The sequence below is a fragment of the Micromonospora sp. NPDC023814 genome (assembly GCF_040639595.1).
Classification (GTDB): Bacteria; Actinomycetota; Actinomycetes; order Mycobacteriales; family Micromonosporaceae; genus Micromonospora.
This window is the reverse complement of record NZ_JBFAAF010000004.1, coordinates 87,074-104,505: the sequence shown is the minus strand read 5'-3', so window position 1 is coordinate 104,505 and position 17,432 is coordinate 87,074. Positions and strand designations below refer to the sequence as shown.

The following is a 17,432-nucleotide window of genomic DNA, read 5'->3' as shown; positions in this document are numbered from 1 at the left end:
ACGGCGCGGCTCCGCGTGCCCGCGCCGGGCGTCAGCCCCGAAGGATGCGGGTGACGACCTCGACGGCCCGGTCGATGCCGGCGTCGTCGACGTCCATGTGGGTGACCAGGCGGGCGACACGAGGGCCGAGGACCGACACGAGGACACCCTCGGCGCGGGCGGCGGCGGCCAGGGCGTGCGCGTCCAGCGGCGCCTTCGTCAGGTCCAGCGGCACCAGGTTGGTCCGGACCGTGCCGGCCAGCACCCCGAACGGGGCGATCGCCTCGGCGAGCCGGGCCGCCTTCGCGTGGTCGGCGGCGAGCCGGTCGACGTGATGGGCCAGCGCGTACCGGCCGGCGGCGGCGAGGATGCCGGCCTGCCGCATCCCACCGCCCATCCGCTTACGGATGAACCGGGCCCGCTCGATCTGCTCGGCGCTGCCGACGACCAGCGAGCCGACCGGCGCGCCGAGCCCCTTGGAGAGGCAGACCGACAGGGTGTCGAAGAGGGCGCCGTACTCGGCCAGCGACACGCCGTCGGCGACGTGCGCGTGCCAGATCCGGGCGCCGTCGCAGTGCAGCGCCACCTGCGCGTCGTCGGCGACCCGGCGCAGCTCGCGCAGGGTGGCCAGCGGGATCACCCCGCCGCCGCCCCGGTTGTGGGTCTGCTCCACCGCGATCGCGCGGGTGGGCACCGCCCAGTAGCCGTCCGGGCGGATCATGGCGGCGACCGCGTCCGGGTCGATGTCCGCGCCGACCGCCGGCCACGTCCGAGAGGAGATGCCGCCGTACGCGGCGGCGGCCCCGATCTCGTACGTCACCACGTGGGCGTCGGCGTCGCAGACCAGTTCGTTGCCGGGCGGCACCAGCAGTTGCAGGGCGATCTGGTTGGCCATCGACCCGGTCGGGGCGAACAGCGCCGCCTCGTGCCCGAACAGCGCGGCGACCTCGGCTTCGAGGGCGTTGACCGTCGGGTCCTCGCCGTAGACGTCGTCGCCGACCTCGGCGGTGGCCATCGCCTCCCGCATCCCCGGCGTGGGCCGGGTCACGGTGTCCGAACGCAGGTCGACGATCTCGTCAGCCACGCAGCATCTCCGCCACCAGGAAGGCCAGCTCCAGCGACTGCTGGGTGTTCAGTCGCGGGTCGCAGGCGGTCTCGTACCGGTCGGGGAGGTCGAGGTCCTCGATGCCCTGGGCGCCGCCGAGGCACTCGGTGACGTCCTCACCGGTCAGCTCGACGTGCAGGCCGCCGGGGTGGGTCTCCAGGCCCCGGTGCACCTCGAAGTAGCCGAGCACCTCGTCGACGATGCGGTCGAAGTGCCGCGTCTTGTAGCCGTTGGACGACTCGTGCGTGTTGCCGTGCATCGGGTCGCACTGCCAGACCACCTTGGCGCCGGCGGCGGTCACCTTGGCGACGATCGGCGGCAGGGCGTCGCGGACCTTGTGGTTGCCCATCCGGCTGATCAGGGTGAGCCGGCCGGGGATGTTGTCCGGGTTGAGCTTCTCGCAGAGCTCGATCGCCTCGTCCGGGGTGGTGGTGGGGCCGAGCTTGACCCCGATCGGGTTGGCGATGCGGGAGATGAAGTCGATGTGCGCGCCGTCGATCTGCCGGGTGCGCTCGCCGATCCACAGGAAGTGCCCCGACAGGCCGTACGCCCGGCGGTCGGAGACCCGGGTGAGCGCCCGGTCGTACTCCAGGGCGAGGGCCTCGTGGGAGCAGTAGAGGGTGACGGTGCGCAGGGCCTCGTCGTCGGTCATCCCGCAGGCGCGGATGAACGCCAGCGCCCGGTCGATCTCCCGGGCGATCGCCTCGTAGCGCTCGCCGGCCGGCGAGTTCTTCACGAAGCCCTTGTTCCAGTCGTGCACGGCGTGCAGGTCGGCCAGCCCGCCGGCCAGGTAGGCGCGGAGCATGTTCATCGCGGCGGCCGAGTTCGCGTACGCCCGGATCATCCGCTGCGGGTCGGCGGCCCGCGCCTCCGGCGTGGCCTCCAGCGAGTTGATCATGTCGCCGCGATAGGCCGGCAGCCCGCGCGCGTCGGTCGGCAGCGACCGGGGCTTGGTGTACTGCCCGGCGACCCGGGCGACCTTGACCACGGGCAGCGAGGCGCCGTAGGTGAGCACGATCGCCATCTGGAGCAGGGTGCGGGCGTTGGCCAGCAGGTGGCTCTCGGTGTTGTCGGCGAAGGTCTCCGCGCAGTCACCGCCCTGGAGCAGGAACGCCTTGCCCTCGCAGACCAGCGCGAGCCGCTGGCGGAGCTGGTCGACCTCGTAGGGCGCCACCACCGAGGGCACGGTGTCGAGCACCTTGCAGACCTCGGCGACCCCGGCCGGGTCCGGCCACGGCGGGGTCTGGGCGCGGGGCAGCTCCCGCCAGCGGTCCAGGCCGAGGGCCGCGTCCTCGGCGGAGTCGATGGTCGGGCGGCTGGTCTGCAGCCCCGGGCTGCCCACCGCGGGATGGCTCAGCTGATGCCACTCATGGCGCATGACAGAAAGCGTACGGCGACCGCCCGGGCGACCGCCCGGCGGAGGGCAGGGTTCCGGCAGGTGAGAGATGACTCACCGGAGCGCAGGTCAGGGCGTCGCGGCCGGAGCCGGGGAGTGGCCGCCCGGCGCCTCGGCGGCGATGCACCAGTCGGCGCCGTCGCGGGTGACCGTGAACAGCAGTGGCCGGGCGACCGTGCGGGAGCCGGCCTTGACCGAGACCGTGGTGCTGACCTCCTGGCCCTGGGGGCCCGGGCGGATGTCGGTGATCTCGGCCTGGGGGACGGTGAAGTGGTCGGCGAAGTCGCCGTTCGGGCCGGTCGCGGCGGCGTCGAAGCCCTCCTGCAGGACGGCGCAGAGCTGGCTGCGGCCGGCCGCGACGTCCTTGGCGGTCATCGCGTCGAGGTACGCCTGCACCCGCTCCCGCGACTTGGCGGCGGCCTCCTCGGCCGGGGCCCGCCCGGGCTTGGTCGCCGGGTCCTCCTCCTTGCCGATGCCGCAGCCGAGCAGGGCGAAGGGCAGGGTTCCGAGCAGTACGGCGCCCGCCGCCAGCCTCCCGTGCGTCGCGCGCATCGCCACCTCCGTCGCCGTGGACATCGAGCCCGTTGAGCGGCGAGTCTGTCACATCGACCGACGCGCCTGGCGATCCGCCGCGCCCGAACCGGTCCGGGGCCGCCGCTCCCCGTCGGGCGGCGGCGCCGCTCGCCGACGCCCGAGGGCGCGGGGCGGGTGTCAGGGGGCACGGCCGGGCGGGGAGGGACCGGTGGGTCGTCCCTCCCCGCCGTGTGGGTGGTGCGTCGGCCTGCGGCCTAGCCGAGACCGCCCTTGATGGCGCCGATCAGCTCGCCGTTGCCGGTGTCACCGGAGAGCTCCCAGAAGAACGCGCCACCGAGGCCCTGGTTCTTCGCGTACGTCATCTTGCCGTTGATGGTCGACGGGGTGTCGTAGCTCCACCAGTTGCTGCCGCACTTGGCGTACGCGGTGCCGCCGACGGTGCCCGTCGCCGGGCAGCTGTTCTTGAGCACCTTGTAGTCCTCGATGCCCTGCTCGTAGGTGCCCGGTGCGGGCCCGGTGGCACTGCCGCCCGGAGCCGCCTGGGTCACCCCGGTCCAGCCACGGCCGTAGAAGCCGATGCCGAGCAGCAGCTTGTTGGACGGGATGCCCTTGCTCTTGAGCTTCTGGACGGCCGCGTCGGACCAGAAGCCCTGCTGCGGGATGCCGGGGTAGGAGTAGAGCGGGGAGTGCGGGGCCGTGGGGCCCTGCGCGTTGAAGGCGCCGAAGTAGTCGTACGTCATCGGCATGATCCAGTTCAGGTGCGGTGCGGCGCCGGCGTAGTCGGTGGCGTCGATCTTGCCGCCGTTGCTGCCGTCCGCCGTGATCGCGGCGGTGACCAGCGCCGACGAGCCGAACTTCGCGCGCACCGCGCTGACCACGTTCTTGAAGGCGTTCGGGCCGCTGGCGTCGCAGGTGAGGCCGCAGGCGTTCGGGTACTCCCAGTCGACGTCGATGCCGTCGAAGACGTCCGCCCAGCGCGGGTCCTCGACCAGGTTGTAGCAGGACTCCGCGAAGGCGGCCGGGTTCTGCGCGGCCTGGGTGAAGCCGCCGGACCAGGTCCAGCCGCCGAAGGACCAGAGCACCTTGAGGTTCGGGTACATCTTCTTGAGCTTGCGCAGCTGGTTGAAGCTGCCGCGCAGCGGCTGGTCCCAGGTGTCGGCGACGCCGTCGACGCTGTCCGCCGCGGTGTACGCCTTCTCGTAGTCCGCGTAGCTGTCGCCGATCGTGCAGCGGCCGCCGGTGGTGTTGCCGAAGGCGTACAGGATGTGGGTCAGCTTGGCGGCCGAGCCGCTGGTGTGGATGTTCTTGACGTGGTAGTTGCGGGCGTAGACGCCCCACTGCGCGAAGTAGCCGACGACCTTCTTGCCGCCCGGGTCCGGCGGCGGAGTGGTGGGCGGCGGCGTGGTGGTCGGCGGCGCGGTGGTGGTCGGCGGGGTGCTGCCGCCACCGCACGCCACGCCGTTGATCGTGCAGTTCAACGGCGCCTTGTACCCGCCGGTGCCGTTGTAGCCCCAGCTGAAGGTGACACCGGGCGCGAGCGGGCCGGCCCAGCTCTTCTTGACCGCGACGTAGTGGTCGCCGGTGCGCGTGACGTCCGCGTCCCAGGAGTTGCTGATGCTGGTGCCCGACGGCAGGTCGAACTCGATGCGCCAGGTGCTCACCGAGGAACTCGACCCGTTGGTGACGGTCACCCGGGTCTCGTGACCGGTCCCCCAGTCCTGCACCTTGGCGAAGGCGGCGGTCACGCTGCCGGCGCCGAACGCGCTGGCCATCGGGACCGTGGCGGCCGTCACCGCCACGACGGCGCCGACCCAGAGGGCCCGGCGGAGCGATCTCTTCATGTGGCGTCACCCCAAACAGTTAGGAAACTTTCCAGAATGTTGCTGCGACGCTACTCACTTCGTCATCACTTCGTCAAGATGTACATGTATCGATTCCCGCTGGGAGCGCGGTCGGCTTCCACCCGGCCCCGCGGCGCGCCCGGCGGCGGCGCGTAACCTCGGCCCATGACCGTCTTCGACACCCACATCGACGCCCTGACCGGCGGCCCGGCGAACCTCGCGCAGCACCGCGGACGCGCGCTGCTGGTGGTCAACGTCGCCTCCCGCTGCGGCCTCACCCCGCAGTACGCCGGCCTCCAGGCGCTGCACGACGAGTACGCCGACCGCGGCCTGGTGGTGCTCGGCGTGCCCTGCAACCAGTTCGCCGGCCAGGAGCCGGGCACGGCCGAGGAGATCAGCGACTTCTGCCAGGTCAACTACGGGGTGACCTTCCCGCTGACCGAGAAGGTCGACGTCAACGGCCCCGACCGCCACCCCCTCTACGCCGCGCTGGTGGGCACCGCCGACGCCGAGGGGCACACGGGCGACGTGCGGTGGAACTTCGAGAAGTTCCTGGTCGCGCCGGACGGCACGGTCGCGGCCCGGTTCGCGCCGACCGTCCAGCCCGACGCGGCCGAGCTGCGCGCCGCGATCGAGAAGGTGCTGCCCCCGGCGGCCTGACCACCACCCGGCGCCGGCTCGGCTCCCCCGTGGACGCAACGGTGCCGCTCCGTGTCCGCCGGACCACGGTCGGCGGTACGTTGGGCGTACGGGCCACCCATCGCCGCCGCCGGCCGCGCCCCCGCCGCCAGCGCGGCGACGGCAGGAATTGTCGACCGCACCGATAGGGAATACGGCCGCAGCGAACGGAGTTGGGCACCGACATGACAACTGTGGGACTGATCGGCAGTGGACACATCGGCGGGACGGTGGCGCGGCTGGCGGTGGCCGCCGGCTACGACGTGGTGCTGAGCAACTCGCGCGGCCCGGAGACCCTCAAGGACCTCGTCGACGAGCTGGGGGCGCATGCCCGGGCGGCCACCCCGGCGGAGGCGGCGGAGGCCGGCGACCTGGTGGTCGTCACCATCCCGCTCAAGGCGTACCGGGACGTGCCGGTCGAGCCGCTGGTCGGCAAGGTCGTGCTGGACACCAACAACTACTACCCGGAGCGGGACGGCACCTTCCCCGAGCTCGACGCCGGCTCGGTCACCAGCAGCGAGCTGCTGCAGCGGCACCTGCCGCGGTCGCGGGTGGTCAAGGTCTTCAACAACATCTTCTTCAAGCACCTGCACGCGCTGGCCCGGCCCGCCGGCGCCGCCGACCGCAGCGCGTTGCCGGTCGGCGGCGACGAAGCGGGCGCGAAGGCCGACGCCACGGCCTTCCTCGACCGGATCGGCTACGACGCCGTCGACGCCGGGACGCTCGCCGAGAGTTGGCGCTACCAGCCGGACACGCCGGCGTACGGGACCATCTACTCGGCCGACCCGGCGAACTGGGAGCGCGAGGCGCCGGCCGACGCCGCCACGGTGCGCGCCGCCCTGGCCGCCGCCACCCGCTGAGCACGCCGCGGCGGTGAACGGACGCTGACCGGCACCGACCAGCGGGGCGGTGCCGGCCGTCGTCCCCGGATGGCCACCGCCGGACGTGCCGCTCACCCGGGTGGGGTGGGCGCGCCGAGCACGCGGAGCAGGCTGGTGCGGAGCGCCGCCGTCGCGTCCGCCTCGGACATCCGGCCGGCGTCGGCCTCCTCGCTCGCGGCGTGGCCCAGCTTGACGACCACCGCGACGAACCAGTCGGCCGGGAGCCGGTCGTCGAACTCGCCGGCCTCCTGGCCGCGCCGGACCACCCGCCCGAGTCGGTCGGCGACCGGCGCGTGACGCTCCTGGTCGGCCTGCGGGCTCACCGGCAGGGCGCTGATCGCCTGGAGCAGGCCGCGGTACTTCCCGGCCTCGCGGGCGCTGACGTCGAGCATGCGCAGCAACGCGTCGGCGGCCGGCCCGGTGTCGGTGTCGGCGGCGTCCATCGCGGCGACGACCTCCTCGGTGACCCGGTCGAGGACCGCCGCCAGCAACTGCTGCCGGGACGAGAAGTGGGCGTAGACGGTCTGCCGGGTCACTCCCGCGGCCGAGGCGACGGCCTCGACGCTCGCGTCGGGGTGGGCGCTGAGGAGCCGCACGGCCGCGTCCAGGACGGCGGCCCTGCTCCGCAGGGCGTCGGCGCGGCGCTTCGGGGACGAGGTCATCTCTTACATCTTGCCAAAGTTGCCGGGCGTCCATATCTTACAAGCTGTAAGAGTTATCCCCCGCGCCACGAGACGGGAGCGCCATGCGTCCACGCCATGACACCGACCCCGAGCAGTTCATCGCCGACTTCTTCACCTCCTTCACCGCCGACCTGCTGGGCAGCGACGAGGACGCCGGGCTGATCGTCGACCGCTACCACACGCCCGACATCGTCCAGGTCGCCGACGGGCACCGGATGGACCGCGACAAGCTGGTGGCGCACACCCGCCCGGTGCGCAGGAAGAGGCCCGACAGCCGCATCGAGGTGCACGAGGCGCTGGCGCACGGGGACCGCGTCGCCGCGCGGTACACGCTGCACGTGGACAACCCGAAGCGGCCCCTCGCCATGGAGGTGCACTTCTTCGGACAGTTCACCCCCGACGGTCGGATGCGCCGGTCGCACATGCTCACCCGCACCGTGCCCGCCGATCCCGAACCCGCTCCGGGCCAGCCGGCACCGCGGGCGCGCGACCTGCCGGCGGAGTCGGCATGACCACCGCCTCCTGGGCCGTGAGCGGCATGGCCTGCGGGCACTGCGCGGCCTTCGTCACCGAGGAGATCGAGCGCCTGCGGGGCGTCACCGCCGTGGCGGTCGACGTCGAGGCCGGCACGGTCACGGTGACCAGCGACAGGGTTCTCGCCGTCGCCGAGGTGCGCGCCGCCGTCGAGGAAGCGGGCTACGAACTCACCGACCCGCTTCCGGAGTAGCCTGCCCGCCAACCCGCCGGAGGCACGGCAGCCGGCGTGGCCGTGCGTCGCGTGCCGGCCGGTCCCGCGCCGCCGCGTCAGACCGGGCGGCGGCCGGCGAAGCCGCACTCGACGCGGTGGTACCAGCGCACGTCGGTGTCTCCCTCCAGCCAGCACCAGAGCACCGGCCGGCCGGCCCGCTCGCCGGGGAAGTCGAGCAGCACCGGCGCGATGCCCTTGACCTGAATGTCGTGGGAGTGCAGCTCCTCGACGAGGGCGTGCAGCCGGGCCTCCAGCCCCTTGACCTCGGCCCGTCCGCCGAGCGGGCTGGCGCCCCGGTCGGCCAGGTCGGCGCGCAGTTCGGCCAGGTCGGCCCGCAGCCGGATCAGCTCGTCGACGCGCGGGCGCAGCGTGGCGATCAGGTGGCGGGCCTGGGCGAGGGTGAACACCGGGCCAGTATGGAGCACCACGTCCGGGCGGCACGGGCGGACGCCGCCGCGCCGGTGGCTCCGCGCGCGGTCCGCACCGCCTCCCGCCATGTAGCTAACCTTCCTTGACGGGGCATCAATGCGTAGCTAAGTTTCGACGCAACCGACGGGAGGTCGACATGGAGCGCAGGAAGTTCCTGGCCGGTGCGGGTGCGGTGACCGCGGGCGCGGTCGCGGTGGCGGCCCCTGGCACGCCCGGCAACGCGGTACCCGGCATCCGCCGCGTGGAGACCGGCCTCGACGTCCTCGTCGGGTCCGACTTCGCGGACCTCGCCGGCCAGCGGGTCGGCGTGATCTCCAACCCCACCGGGGTGGACGCGTCCTACCGCCACCTGGTCGACCTGATGCACGCCTCGGGCACGGTGCGGCTGGCCGCGGCGTTCGGTCCCGAGCACGGCTTCCGTGGCTCGGCGCAGGCCGGCGGCAGCGAGGGCACGGGCGTCGACGCCCGCACCGGGATCACCGTCTACGACGCGTACGGGGCCTCCCAGGCCAAGTGGGAGACCATGTTCACCGAGGCCGGCGTCGACACCGTCGTCTTCGACATCCAGGACGTGGGCGTCCGCTTCTACACGTACATCTGGACGATGTACACCTCGATGGTGGCCGCCGCCCGCGTCGGCAAGCGGTACGTCGTGCTGGACCGGCCGAACCCGGTCGGCGGCCGGGCCTACGGGCCGATGATGACGCCCGCCTACACCTCCGGCGTGGGCCTCAAGGAGATCGTCCAGCAGCACGGGATGACCGTGGGCGAGCTGGCCGGGTTCTTCAACGCGGAGTTCCTGCCCGCCGCGGCGGGGCGGCCCGTCGACCTGCACGTGGTCCGGTGCCGGCACTGGAAGCGCGACAGGCTGGGCGCCGACACCGACCTGCCCTGGGTGATGCCCAGCCCGAACATGCCCACCCCGGACACCGCGCTGGTCTATCCCGGCACCGGCCTGTTCGAGGGCGTCGCCTCGCTCACCGAGGGCCGGGGCACCTGCAGGCCGTTCGAGCTGATCGGCGGCCTGGCCGGCGACTTCGACTACCACTGGTCCGACCGGCTCAACGCGCGTGACCTGCCCGGCGTCGAGTTCCGCGAGGCGTACTTCACGCCGACGGCGGCCGGGCAGAAGCCGGCACTGCTCAACAAGCTCTGCGCCGGGGTGGAGGTGAAGGTCGTCGACCGGGCGACGTACGACCCGATCCGGACGGCGGTCGCGATGCTGGTGGAGGCGCGCAAGTACCCGGCGTTCGCGTGGCGACGCGACTCGTGGGACGCCGTGCGACCGTACTGGGTGGACAAGCTGACCGGATCGCCGCGGCTGCGCACGATGATCGACGCGGGCGCCGACGTGGCCGACGTGGTCGGCGCCTGGGCCGACGAGCTGGCCGAGTTCGACCGGCGGCGGGCGCCCCACCTGCTCTACTAGGGACGTCCGGCTGACCCGACGCTCAGCTGTTCGGCGGCCCGCCGCCGCCGGTCCGGCCGGTTCACCGGAAACGGGCTCACGTCGGTGACCGGCTCGATACGCTCGGCTCTCGGGATCCCCCACGGACATCCGGAGCCACTCGATCGGCGAGATCGCCGGTGACGCAGGCGATCGACGTCCCGCCGCACGACCGGCGGCATCTCGCCACGACTGGCGCGGGACACGTCACGCCGATAGGAGCGTCATGCCCGGGAAGTCACGATCGCCTGTCCTGCACCTCGTGGTCTGCGGCGCCGAGCCCGCCGCCGGACTCGCCCCGTTCGTCGCGGCCTGCCAGGAGCTGAGCTGGGAGGTCCACGTCATCGCCACCCCGGACGCGACGGCCGCGATCGACCGGGCCGCGCTCGCCGACCTCACCCGCCACCCGGTCCACGAGGAGGAGCAGCCGGAGACGCTGTACCCACTGCCGCCGGCCGACGCCTACGCGGTCGCGCCGGCCAGCTTCGACCTGGTCAACAAGTGGGCGTACGGCCTCAACGACAACCGGGCCCTGCGGCTGCTCAACGAGGCGACCGCCGTCGGCCTGCCGGTCCTCGTCGTGCCCGCCCCGGAGCCGGCGCTCGCCCGGCACCCCGCCTTCCTCGAGAGCCTGGCGCGGCTGCGGCACTGGGGCGTGACGGTCACCGGGCCCGCCGAGGCGGCCGACGAGGTCAGCGACCCCTTCCCGTGGCACGCCGCCGAGCAGGTGGTCTCCGCCTGGACGCGGTTCGCCCGGGTCCCCGCGCAGGCCGGCGCGGGCCGGGCGCACCGCGCCGACGACCTGGCGCTGCGGTCCGGCTGACCCGCCACGGACCCGTGAGGTCGGTGTCGGCGCCCTCCGCCGACAGCAAGGCCGGCATGCCCGGCGTCAGCCTGTCCCGGCCATCGCCGAGAGGCGGCGGGCGAGCAGGGCGACGGCCTCCCGCAGCTCCGGAGGTTCCAGCACCTCCGCCTCGAAGCCCAGCCGGGCCACGTGCACGGCGAGCCAGTCCAGTTTCTCCCCGCCGACGACGAGCACGCACCACCCGTCGCGGTCGTCCTCGACGCGCCCCACCTGGGGCGGCACCAGCTCCCGCACCCGGTCGGGCCGGGCGTGCACCCGCACCCGGGCGACATACCGGTACGGTGCCTCGGTCACGGACCGCTGCACGTAGGCGACCGGGTCCGGATGCTCCCTCGCCCGGAAGCGCCAGGTCGTCGCCACCACCTCGCGCATCCGGTCCAGCCGGAAGGTGCGCCAGTCGTCGCGGTCGACGTCCCGGGCCATCAGGTACCAGCGGCGGCCGGTGGTGACCATCCGCACCGGCTCGACCGTGCGCTCACGCTCCCCGCCGTCGCGGCCGGCGTAGCGGAACCGCACCCGCACGGCGTCGCGGCAGGCCCGCGCGAGCGTCATCAGCAGCTCCGCGTCGATCTCGACCCCGGGGCCGACCAGGGTCTCGGTGGCACCGTGCACCGCCCGCACCTCGGCGCGCAGCCGGGGCGGCATCACCTGGTCGAGTTTCGCGAGCGCCCGCAGCGCCGCCTCGCCCGCCCCGGCGACCGTGCCCCCCGACGCCAGCCGCAGGGACACCGCCGTCGCGATCGCCTCCTCGTCGTCGAGGAGCAGCGGCGGCAGCCGGGTGCCCGCGCCGAGCTGGTAGCCGCCGCCGACGCCCGCCGTCGCGTGCACGGGGTAGCCGAGCGCGCGCAGCCGCTCCACGTCGCGGCGCACCGAGCGGTCGGTGACCTTCAGCTCGGCGGCGAGCTCGGCGGCGGTCCAGGACGGCCGGCGCTGCAGCAACGCCAGCAACCGCAGCACCCGCTCGGTCGTCGCCTCGACGGTCACCCGTTCATCGTTCCACGGATCGCGGAACGATCCTGTCCGCTATCTACGGGAGGCTGGGAACCATGACCGACCAGACCTGGAATCTCCTGCTCCGGGATCAGCTCGCCTGGCACTGGACCCACCAGCTACGCGAGCGTCTCGACGGACTCACCGACGACGAGTACTTCTGGGAGCCGTCGCCCGGCTGCTGGAGCGTGCGCCCGCGCGGCACCGGCGCCGCACCGGTGCGGGCCGGGTCCGGCGCGATGACCATCGACTTCGCGATGCCGGTGCCCGACCCGCCACCGGTCACGACGATCGCCTGGCGACTCGGGCACGTGATCGTCGGCGTGCTCGCGATGCGCAACGCCGCGCACTTCGGTCACGCGCCCACCGACTACCAGTCGTTCGGGTACGCCTCGACCGCGACCGCGGCGCTGGCCCAGCTCGACGCGGAGTACGCCACGTGGCTGGCCGGGGTCGAGTCCCTCGGCGAAACCGGCCTCGCCCGCCCGTGCGGGGCGGCCGAGGGGCCGTACGCCGAGCGTCCGCTGGCGGCGCTGGTGCTGCACGTCAACCGCGAGCTGATCCACCATCTGGCCGAGGTGTGCCTGCTCCGCGACCTCTACCTGCACGATCACCAGCAGGCCCGACGGGAGGCGAGCTGAGATGGCCCGCGACGTTCAGATCACTTTCGACTGCGCCGACCCGGCCGGGTTGGCGGCGTTCTGGGCCGACGCCCTCGGTTACCAGTTGCAGGCCCCGCCCGGGGGCTTCGAGTCGTGGGAGCAGGCACTGGAGGCGATGGGCGTGCCGCCCGAGAACCGCAACGACGCCTCCGGGCTGGTCGACCCCGAGGGCTCCCGGCCGCGGCTGTTCTTCCAACGGGTGCCGGAGGGGAAGCAGGCCAAGAACCGCGTGCACCTCGACGTGCGCGCCGCCCCCGGGCTCGTCGGCGACGCGCGGATGGCGGCCCTGGAGGCGGAGGCCGAGCGGCTCGTCTCGCGCGGCGCCACCCGGCTCAGGCGCCACGATCCCGATCCCCCGCTCGGCGCCGGTCACATCGTGATGGCCGACCCCGAGGGCAACGAGTTCTGCCTCGACTGACCAGCCGCGCGGCGGGACCGGCGACATCGGCGCGTCCGGACCCGTCGACCCCGGCCGTGCCGGTCGTACCGGCCACCGGCCGACAGACGTGTCGGAGTCCCGACCCGCGAGGTCGGACCACGACGGGTCAGTCGGCCTGGGCGGCCAGTTCCCGGGCCCGGTCCCGGGCGGCCTCGAGCGCGGCGAGCAGCGCCGCGCGTACGCCGTGCTTCTCCAGCTCGCGCACGGCGGAGATGGTGGTGCCAGCCGGCGAGGTGACCGCCTCGCGCAGCTTCACCGGGTGCTCGCCGGAGTCGCGCAGCATCACCGCGGAGCCGATCGCGGTCTGCACGATCAGCTCGTGCGCGACCTGCCGGGGCAGGCCGAGCAGGATGCCCGCGTCGATCATCGCCTCGACCAGGAGGTAGAAGTACGCCGGCCCGGAGCCGGACAGCGCGGTCACCGCGTCCTGCTGCGACTCGGGCACCCGGATGGTCGAGCCGAGCGGCTTGAACATCTCCTCGGCCAGCGCGAGGTGCGCCCCGGTGGCGTGCGCGCCGGCGGAGATCGCGGTCATCGCCTGGTCGACCAGGGCGGGGGTGTTGGTCATCACCCGCACCACGGGGGTGCCGTCGGGCAGCCGCCGGTTGAAGAAGCTGGTGGGCAGGCCGGCGCAGAGCGAGATCACGAGCTTGTCGGCGGGCACCTTCGGCCCGATCTCCTCCAGCAGCGCTGCCGCGTCCTGCGGTTTGACCGAGACGGCGAGCACCTCGGCCTCGTCCACCGCGGCCAGGTTGTCGACCACCCGTACGCCGTAGCGGGCGGTCAGCTCCTCGGCGCGGGCGGGCCGGCGGGCGGTGGCCAGCAGCCGGTCCACCGGCCATCCGGAGCGCAGCAGCCCGGAGAGCATCAGCTCACCGATCTTGCCCGCCCCGATCACCGCGACCGTGTGCACCCCGGACGACATCGCGGGCGTACCCCCTCCTGTCGTGGTCGACGGCGCGGCGGCCCTGCGGCCGGCCGCGCCGTCGACACCTCGATCAGCTGCCGAAGAAGACCTCGGCCTCGGCGTACCGCTCCAGCGGCACGGTCTTCAGCTCGCGGGTCGCCTCGGCCAGCGGAACGCGGACGATGTCCGTGCTCTGCATGGCGACCATCTTGCCCCAGTCGCCCTCGTGCGCCGCGTCGATCGCGTGCAGGCCGAGCCGGGTGGCGAGCACCCGGTCGAACGCGGTCGGGGTGCCGCCGCGCTGGATGTGCCCGAGCACGACCGTGCGGGCCTCCTTGCCGGTCTTGGCCTCCAACTGCTCGGCCAGCCACTGGCCGATGCCGCCGAGGCGGACGTGACCGAACGCGTCGAGCTCCTGGTTGTGCAGCACCATCTGGCCGTCGAGCGGCTGGGCGCCCTCGGCGACCACGACGATCGGGGCGTACTGGTGCTGGAAGCGCTTCTCGACGTAGCCGGCGACCTGCTCGACGTCGAACTGCCGCTCCGGCAGCAGGATCACGTTGGCGCCGCCGGCCAGGCCGGCGTGCAGGGCGATCCAGCCGGCGTGCCGGCCCATCACCTCGACCACGAGGGTGCGGTGGTGGCTCTCGGCGGTGGTGTGCAGCCGGTCGATGGCCTCCATCGCGATGTTGACCGCGGTGTCGAAGCCGAAGGTGTAGTCGGTGGCGCCGAGGTCGTTGTCGATCGTCTTCGGCACGCCGATCACGTGGACCCCGAGCTCGTGCAGCTTGGTGGCCACGCCGAGGGTGTCCTCGCCGCCGATCGCGATGAGCGCGTCGACGCCCTGCGCGGCGAGGTTGTCCTTGATCCGCTCGACGCCGTTCTCGATCTTGAACGGGTTCGTCCGGGACGAACCGAGGATGGTGCCGCCGCGCGGCAGGATGCCGCGGACCTCCGCGATGCCCAGGGGGCGGGACAGGCCCTCCAGAGGACCCTTCCAACCGTCCCGGAAACCCACGAACTCGTGGCCGTAGCTGGCGACGCCCTTGCGGACCACCGCCCGGATGACCGCGTTGAGACCTGGGCAGTCGCCGCCGCCGGTGAGCACGCCGATACGCATGATCTGCTCATCCTCCTGGGAGCATCAGGTGAAGCCCGATTTGCCCCAGGATATGTGTCGAATCAGACCATCGGCGCCGTTGCCGGCCCGGGGCGGGCCGTCAGTGCGCACTGTAGTCGCCGAAGGTGTACGCCGGCACCGCGCCCCGGGCCGTCCCACCGGCCGGTCGGCCTACCGGTCAGTAGCCGACCTCGTGGTTCGCCCCCGCCTTCGGCGGCTTCCCGGTCACCGCCGCCCTGGCGTGGCCGAACAGGTTGACCACCGTGCCGGACGGCGAGTCCCAGTACTCCGCGGAGCCGGCGTGCACCTTGATCAGCGTGATCCCGGGAGTGTCCAGCCCGTCCGGGAACCAGGCCTTGAGCAGCGGACTCCACAGCTCCTCGGCCTTCGCGCGGTCGTAGCCCTCCCGGGCGGTGCCGGAGATCGAGACCCAGGCGTCGCGCTTCGAGTCGGAGAAGGCGACGTTGACCTCCGGGTTCACCCGGATCTGCCGGACCTTGGCCGAGTCGGCGTACGCGAAGAACCACAGGTCGCCGTCGAACTCCGCCTCCTGCAGGCCCATCGGCCGGCTCACCATGCGGCCGTCCACGGCGATCGTGGTCAGCATGCAGATCCGCGCCTCGCGGACCAGCTCGGTGACGCGGCGTCGGGCGTCGGCGGCGCTGCTCGGTTGGTTACTCATGGGACCGCTCCCTCGCATCGGCTCGCTTGCGCACCGGTGCCCGGGACAGAACCGACCAAACCTACTTACCGGTCATCGCCCGCCAGCGCGTCAGGTTGTGTCGCGCGTCGACCAACGCGTCGTGCCGGGCCGACGCGGCGTCCGGCAGCGTCGGCCTACCCCGGTCGTCCCAGAGCTGGCGCAGCTCCTTGGTGAACCGGGGGATCTCCCGGGGCAGCGCCGGCATCGCCCCCCACAGCTGCGCGAGGACCACGTGGTCGTACGCCGCGTACCAGGCCCAGAGCTCCAACTGCTCGCCCGGCCGGTCCCTGACCGGCTCGACGAGGAAGTCGTAGAGCTCGTCGCGGATGCGCTCCCGGGAGCGCCAGGCGCGGTCCGCCGGGGACGGCAGCTTGTCGAGCACGTTGCGGCGCACCCAGGGCACGGCCCGCGAGTCGTCGAACTCGGTCGACACGGCGTAGAACTCGCGGCCGTACTCGTCGACGACGCCGATCGACACCAGGTCGACGATGCGGCCGTCCTCGATGAACTCGCAGTCGTAGAAGTAGCGGTAGACCATCACCGGCCATCCTCGCCCACGCCGGCCCCGTGCCGGCGACCGGGGGTTGCCGCGCCCGGCCGCCGGCGGCACCGGGGCCCGCCGGCCGGCGGGCGCGAGGGTGGTCCCGCCCCCCGCGTCCGCCGACCGTGGTCACCGGTGCGACCGGATCCGCCCCCGCCCCCCGGCGGTCCGCCCGGGAACCGGATCCGGCTCCCACCATGCCGGTCGTCGCAGCTCGGGAGTGTCACGGAAGTGATTTGAGGGGTGTACAGCAAGCGACAGGACAGTCATGATCTGATGTGTACCGCTACCGGACGCCGAACCGGTGTCAGTTCACCTCGTCGAGGGCCTTCAGGTTCACCCGGTGAGCGAGTTGTGGTCCTGGACCGGGGAGGGGTTGGGCCGTGGAGATGCGCCTGCCGGAGCCGGGTGACGCGCTCACGGGTGTGGAGATGTTCGCCGGGCTCGAGCCGGAGGTCCGGCAACGGGTCATCGCGGCGGCGGTCCCCCGGACGTACCGCAAGGGTCAACTGCTGTTCGTGGAGAACGACCCCGGCGAGTCGCTGATCGTGCTGCGCCGGGGCGCGGTGGCGGTCTTCCGCACCGCGCCGACCGGCGAGCGCGCGGTGCTGTCGGTCATCCGCCCGCCCGACGTGCTGGGCGAGGTCTCCCTGCTCGACGCGTCCACCCGCTCGGCCTCGGCCGAGGCGATCGAGGACTGCGCGGCGCTCGCGCTGTCCCGGGGCGCGTTCATGGAGCTGGTGCACTCCAACCCGCGCATCCTCGACGCGGTGATGCGCTCGCTGGGCGGGCTGATCCGCCGGCTCACCGAGCAGAACGCCGACCACGTCTTCCTGGACCTGCCCGGCCGGGTGGCCAAGACCCTGGTGCGGCTGGCCGGCGAGAGCCAGGCCCCGATGATCACGATCGAGCTCAACCAGAGCCAGCTCGCCGAGATGGCCGGCGGCTCGCGGCAGAGCGTCAACCAGGCGATCGGGTCGTTCGCCAACCGCGGCTGGCTGCGCACCGAGGGCCGCCGGATCGTGGTCACCGACGTCGCGGCGCTGCGCCGCCGCGCCGGCATGAACGACCGCTGAGGCGTACGCCCCCGCGCGGCTCCGCCAACCGCATGGAAAGGGCCGGAGCGGCTGCTCCGGCCCTTTCGCAGGTGCGGGGGTCAGGGCGTGGCGCTGCCCGGCCCGGCCCAGTTGGTCGTGCTGCCCGGCCCGGCCCACTCCGTGCCGTCCTTGCTGCCGCCGCCGGACTGCTCGCTGACGATCCCCTGCGCCTGGAGCGTCGCCAGCGTGGCGGCGTCCACGTCGACGGAGTCGCCCGCGAAGTGGCTCACCCCGTTGCTGTCGGTCCAGTCGCTCTGCAGCATCACGTACACCATCGGGCGTCCCCCTGTGGTCGTTGTTCTACAAATCAGCCGCCTGACTGTAGCCGCAGGACCGGCCGGTGGACTGTCCACAAGCCAACAGCCCGGTACCCGACAGCTGGGGCGG

Annotated in this window: 21 protein-coding genes; 9 read left to right on the top strand and 12 right to left on the bottom strand. The window is 73.1% G+C overall.

Features of this window, described 5'->3' with window-relative positions:
• Positions 1-31: 31 nt before the first annotated feature.
• From AB0G14_RS03290 to AB0G14_RS03275, 4 genes are all read right to left on the bottom strand, one after another.
• Positions 32-1,063, bottom strand: coding sequence for a GntG family PLP-dependent aldolase (locus tag AB0G14_RS03290; RefSeq protein WP_357693235.1), 1,032 nt, complete (start codon positions 1,061-1,063; stop codon positions 32-34).
• Positions 1,056-2,462 carry a class II 3-deoxy-7-phosphoheptulonate synthase gene (locus AB0G14_RS03285; RefSeq protein WP_350712129.1) on the bottom strand — a complete coding sequence of 469 codons (1,407 nt, stop codon included), beginning with the start codon at positions 2,460-2,462 and terminating at the stop codon, positions 1,056-1,058. Before AB0G14_RS03285 ends, AB0G14_RS03290 begins: the two co-directional genes overlap by 8 nt.
• Before the next feature lie 87 nt (positions 2,463-2,549).
• Positions 2,550-3,032 (bottom strand): hypothetical protein, encoded by a 483-nt coding sequence (locus AB0G14_RS03280; protein WP_357693233.1) that lies wholly within the window; start codon positions 3,030-3,032, stop codon positions 2,550-2,552.
• A 236-nt stretch (positions 3,033-3,268) separates the two neighbouring features.
• Positions 3,269-4,855, bottom strand: a complete 1,587-nt coding sequence (locus AB0G14_RS03275) for a glycosyl hydrolase family 18 protein (protein WP_357693231.1) — start codon at positions 4,853-4,855, stop codon at positions 3,269-3,271.
• Positions 4,856-5,020: 165 nt separating this feature from the next.
• On the opposite strand from AB0G14_RS03275, the gene AB0G14_RS03270 reads away from it, so the two are divergent.
• Both AB0G14_RS03270 and AB0G14_RS03265 read left to right on the top strand, forming a co-directional pair.
• On the top strand, positions 5,021-5,515 hold the full coding sequence (locus tag AB0G14_RS03270; RefSeq protein ID WP_350712132.1) for a glutathione peroxidase: 495 nt from the start codon (positions 5,021-5,023) through the stop codon (positions 5,513-5,515).
• Between the two features lie 203 nt (positions 5,516-5,718).
• On the top strand, positions 5,719-6,393 hold the full coding sequence (locus tag AB0G14_RS03265; protein WP_357693229.1) for an NAD(P)-binding domain-containing protein: 675 nt from the start codon (positions 5,719-5,721) through the stop codon (positions 6,391-6,393).
• A 92-nt stretch (positions 6,394-6,485) separates the two neighbouring features.
• Here AB0G14_RS03265 and AB0G14_RS03260 read toward each other — a convergent pair whose 3' ends face one another.
• Entirely contained in the window at positions 6,486-7,076 is a 591-nt protein-coding gene (locus AB0G14_RS03260; RefSeq protein ID WP_357693227.1) for a TetR/AcrR family transcriptional regulator, read from the bottom strand.
• 83 nt (positions 7,077-7,159) lie between these two features.
• On the opposite strand from AB0G14_RS03260, the gene AB0G14_RS03255 reads away from it, so the two are divergent.
• Together AB0G14_RS03255 and AB0G14_RS03250 are read left to right on the top strand one after the other, a co-directional pair.
• Positions 7,160-7,609 (top strand): nuclear transport factor 2 family protein, encoded by a 450-nt coding sequence (locus tag AB0G14_RS03255; protein ID WP_357693225.1) that lies wholly within the window; start codon positions 7,160-7,162, stop codon positions 7,607-7,609.
• Positions 7,606-7,824, top strand: a complete 219-nt coding sequence (locus AB0G14_RS03250) for a heavy-metal-associated domain-containing protein (RefSeq protein WP_357693223.1) — start codon at positions 7,606-7,608, stop codon at positions 7,822-7,824. Before AB0G14_RS03255 ends, AB0G14_RS03250 begins: the two co-directional genes overlap by 4 nt.
• A gap of 77 nt (positions 7,825-7,901) precedes the next feature.
• Here AB0G14_RS03250 and AB0G14_RS03245 read toward each other — a convergent pair whose 3' ends face one another.
• Positions 7,902-8,252 (bottom strand): DUF2203 domain-containing protein, encoded by a 351-nt coding sequence (locus AB0G14_RS03245; RefSeq protein ID WP_357693221.1) that lies wholly within the window; start codon positions 8,250-8,252, stop codon positions 7,902-7,904.
• 158 nt (positions 8,253-8,410) lie between these two features.
• Between AB0G14_RS03245 and AB0G14_RS03240 the strand changes: the two genes are divergently transcribed.
• Both AB0G14_RS03240 and AB0G14_RS03235 read left to right on the top strand, forming a co-directional pair.
• A complete protein-coding gene (locus AB0G14_RS03240; RefSeq protein WP_357693219.1) occupies positions 8,411-9,703 on the top strand; it encodes a DUF1343 domain-containing protein in 1,293 nt (430 codons plus the stop codon).
• A 244-nt stretch (positions 9,704-9,947) separates the two neighbouring features.
• Positions 9,948-10,544 carry a flavoprotein gene (locus AB0G14_RS03235; RefSeq protein WP_357693217.1) on the top strand — a complete coding sequence of 199 codons (597 nt, stop codon included), beginning with the start codon at positions 9,948-9,950 and terminating at the stop codon, positions 10,542-10,544.
• A gap of 66 nt (positions 10,545-10,610) precedes the next feature.
• Here AB0G14_RS03235 and AB0G14_RS03230 read toward each other — a convergent pair whose 3' ends face one another.
• Complete coding sequence (locus AB0G14_RS03230; RefSeq protein ID WP_357693215.1) at positions 10,611-11,570, bottom strand: YafY family protein; 960 nt, start codon at positions 11,568-11,570, stop codon at positions 10,611-10,613.
• A gap of 62 nt (positions 11,571-11,632) precedes the next feature.
• On the opposite strand from AB0G14_RS03230, the gene AB0G14_RS03225 reads away from it, so the two are divergent.
• Both AB0G14_RS03225 and AB0G14_RS03220 read left to right on the top strand, forming a co-directional pair.
• A complete protein-coding gene (locus tag AB0G14_RS03225; protein WP_357693213.1) occupies positions 11,633-12,217 on the top strand; it encodes a DinB family protein in 585 nt (194 codons plus the stop codon).
• A 1-nt stretch (position 12,218) separates the two neighbouring features.
• A complete protein-coding gene (locus AB0G14_RS03220) occupies positions 12,219-12,656 on the top strand; it encodes a VOC family protein (RefSeq protein WP_357693211.1) in 438 nt (145 codons plus the stop codon).
• A 127-nt stretch (positions 12,657-12,783) separates the two neighbouring features.
• Here the strand turns inward: AB0G14_RS03220 and proC are convergent, their stop codons facing one another.
• From proC to AB0G14_RS03200, 4 genes are all read right to left on the bottom strand, one after another.
• Positions 12,784-13,602 carry a pyrroline-5-carboxylate reductase gene (gene proC / locus AB0G14_RS03215; RefSeq protein WP_350683692.1) on the bottom strand — a complete coding sequence of 273 codons (819 nt, stop codon included), beginning with the start codon at positions 13,600-13,602 and terminating at the stop codon, positions 12,784-12,786.
• A 73-nt stretch (positions 13,603-13,675) separates the two neighbouring features.
• Positions 13,676-14,704, bottom strand: coding sequence for a 6-phosphofructokinase (locus AB0G14_RS03210; RefSeq protein WP_357693209.1), 1,029 nt, complete (start codon positions 14,702-14,704; stop codon positions 13,676-13,678).
• Between the two features lie 178 nt (positions 14,705-14,882).
• A complete protein-coding gene (locus AB0G14_RS03205) occupies positions 14,883-15,386 on the bottom strand; it encodes a pyridoxamine 5'-phosphate oxidase family protein (protein WP_357693207.1) in 504 nt (167 codons plus the stop codon).
• Between the two features lie 61 nt (positions 15,387-15,447).
• Complete coding sequence (locus AB0G14_RS03200; RefSeq protein WP_357693350.1) at positions 15,448-15,945, bottom strand: polyadenylate-specific 3'-exoribonuclease AS; 498 nt, start codon at positions 15,943-15,945, stop codon at positions 15,448-15,450.
• A 386-nt stretch (positions 15,946-16,331) separates the two neighbouring features.
• Here AB0G14_RS03200 and AB0G14_RS03195 point away from each other — a divergent pair, with 386 nt between their 5' ends.
• The gene (locus AB0G14_RS03195) at positions 16,332-17,024 is read left to right on the top strand and encodes a Crp/Fnr family transcriptional regulator (protein ID WP_350707996.1); all 693 of its coding nucleotides are present in this window, start codon (positions 16,332-16,334) and stop codon (positions 17,022-17,024) included.
• Positions 17,025-17,104: 80 nt separating this feature from the next.
• Here the strand turns inward: AB0G14_RS03195 and AB0G14_RS03190 are convergent, their stop codons facing one another.
• Entirely contained in the window at positions 17,105-17,320 is a 216-nt protein-coding gene (locus AB0G14_RS03190) for a hypothetical protein (protein ID WP_357693205.1), read from the bottom strand.
• Positions 17,321-17,432 lie beyond the last annotated feature (112 nt).

Coding starts and splice junctions, on each gene's coding strand:
- AB0G14_RS03265 (WP_357693229.1), top strand. CDS start 5,719: ATGACAACTGTGGGACTGATCGGCAGTGGACACATCGGCGGGACGGTG.
- AB0G14_RS03285 (WP_350712129.1), bottom strand. CDS start 2,462: ATGCGCCATGAGTGGCATCAGCTGAGCCATCCCGCGGTGGGCAGCCCG.
- AB0G14_RS03280 (WP_357693233.1), bottom strand. CDS start 3,032: ATGCGCGCGACGCACGGGAGGCTGGCGGCGGGCGCCGTACTGCTCGGA.
- AB0G14_RS03255 (WP_357693225.1), top strand. CDS start 7,160: ATGCGTCCACGCCATGACACCGACCCCGAGCAGTTCATCGCCGACTTC.
- AB0G14_RS03270 (WP_350712132.1), top strand. CDS start 5,021: ATGACCGTCTTCGACACCCACATCGACGCCCTGACCGGCGGCCCGGCG.
- AB0G14_RS03240 (WP_357693219.1), top strand. CDS start 8,411: ATGGAGCGCAGGAAGTTCCTGGCCGGTGCGGGTGCGGTGACCGCGGGC.
- AB0G14_RS03220 (WP_357693211.1), top strand. CDS start 12,219: ATGGCCCGCGACGTTCAGATCACTTTCGACTGCGCCGACCCGGCCGGG.
- AB0G14_RS03225 (WP_357693213.1), top strand. CDS start 11,633: ATGACCGACCAGACCTGGAATCTCCTGCTCCGGGATCAGCTCGCCTGG.
- AB0G14_RS03200 (WP_357693350.1), bottom strand. CDS start 15,945: ATGGTCTACCGCTACTTCTACGACTGCGAGTTCATCGAGGACGGCCGC.
- AB0G14_RS03190 (WP_357693205.1), bottom strand. CDS start 17,320: ATGGTGTACGTGATGCTGCAGAGCGACTGGACCGACAGCAACGGGGTG.
- AB0G14_RS03250 (WP_357693223.1), top strand. CDS start 7,606: ATGACCACCGCCTCCTGGGCCGTGAGCGGCATGGCCTGCGGGCACTGC.
- AB0G14_RS03205 (WP_357693207.1), bottom strand. CDS start 15,386: ATGAGTAACCAACCGAGCAGCGCCGCCGACGCCCGACGCCGCGTCACC.
- AB0G14_RS03260 (WP_357693227.1), bottom strand. CDS start 7,076: ATGACCTCGTCCCCGAAGCGCCGCGCCGACGCCCTGCGGAGCAGGGCC.
- AB0G14_RS03235 (WP_357693217.1), top strand. CDS start 9,948: ATGCCCGGGAAGTCACGATCGCCTGTCCTGCACCTCGTGGTCTGCGGC.
- proC (WP_350683692.1), bottom strand. CDS start 13,602: ATGTCGTCCGGGGTGCACACGGTCGCGGTGATCGGGGCGGGCAAGATC.
- AB0G14_RS03275 (WP_357693231.1), bottom strand. CDS start 4,855: ATGAAGAGATCGCTCCGCCGGGCCCTCTGGGTCGGCGCCGTCGTGGCG.
- AB0G14_RS03210 (WP_357693209.1), bottom strand. CDS start 14,704: ATGCGTATCGGCGTGCTCACCGGCGGCGGCGACTGCCCAGGTCTCAAC.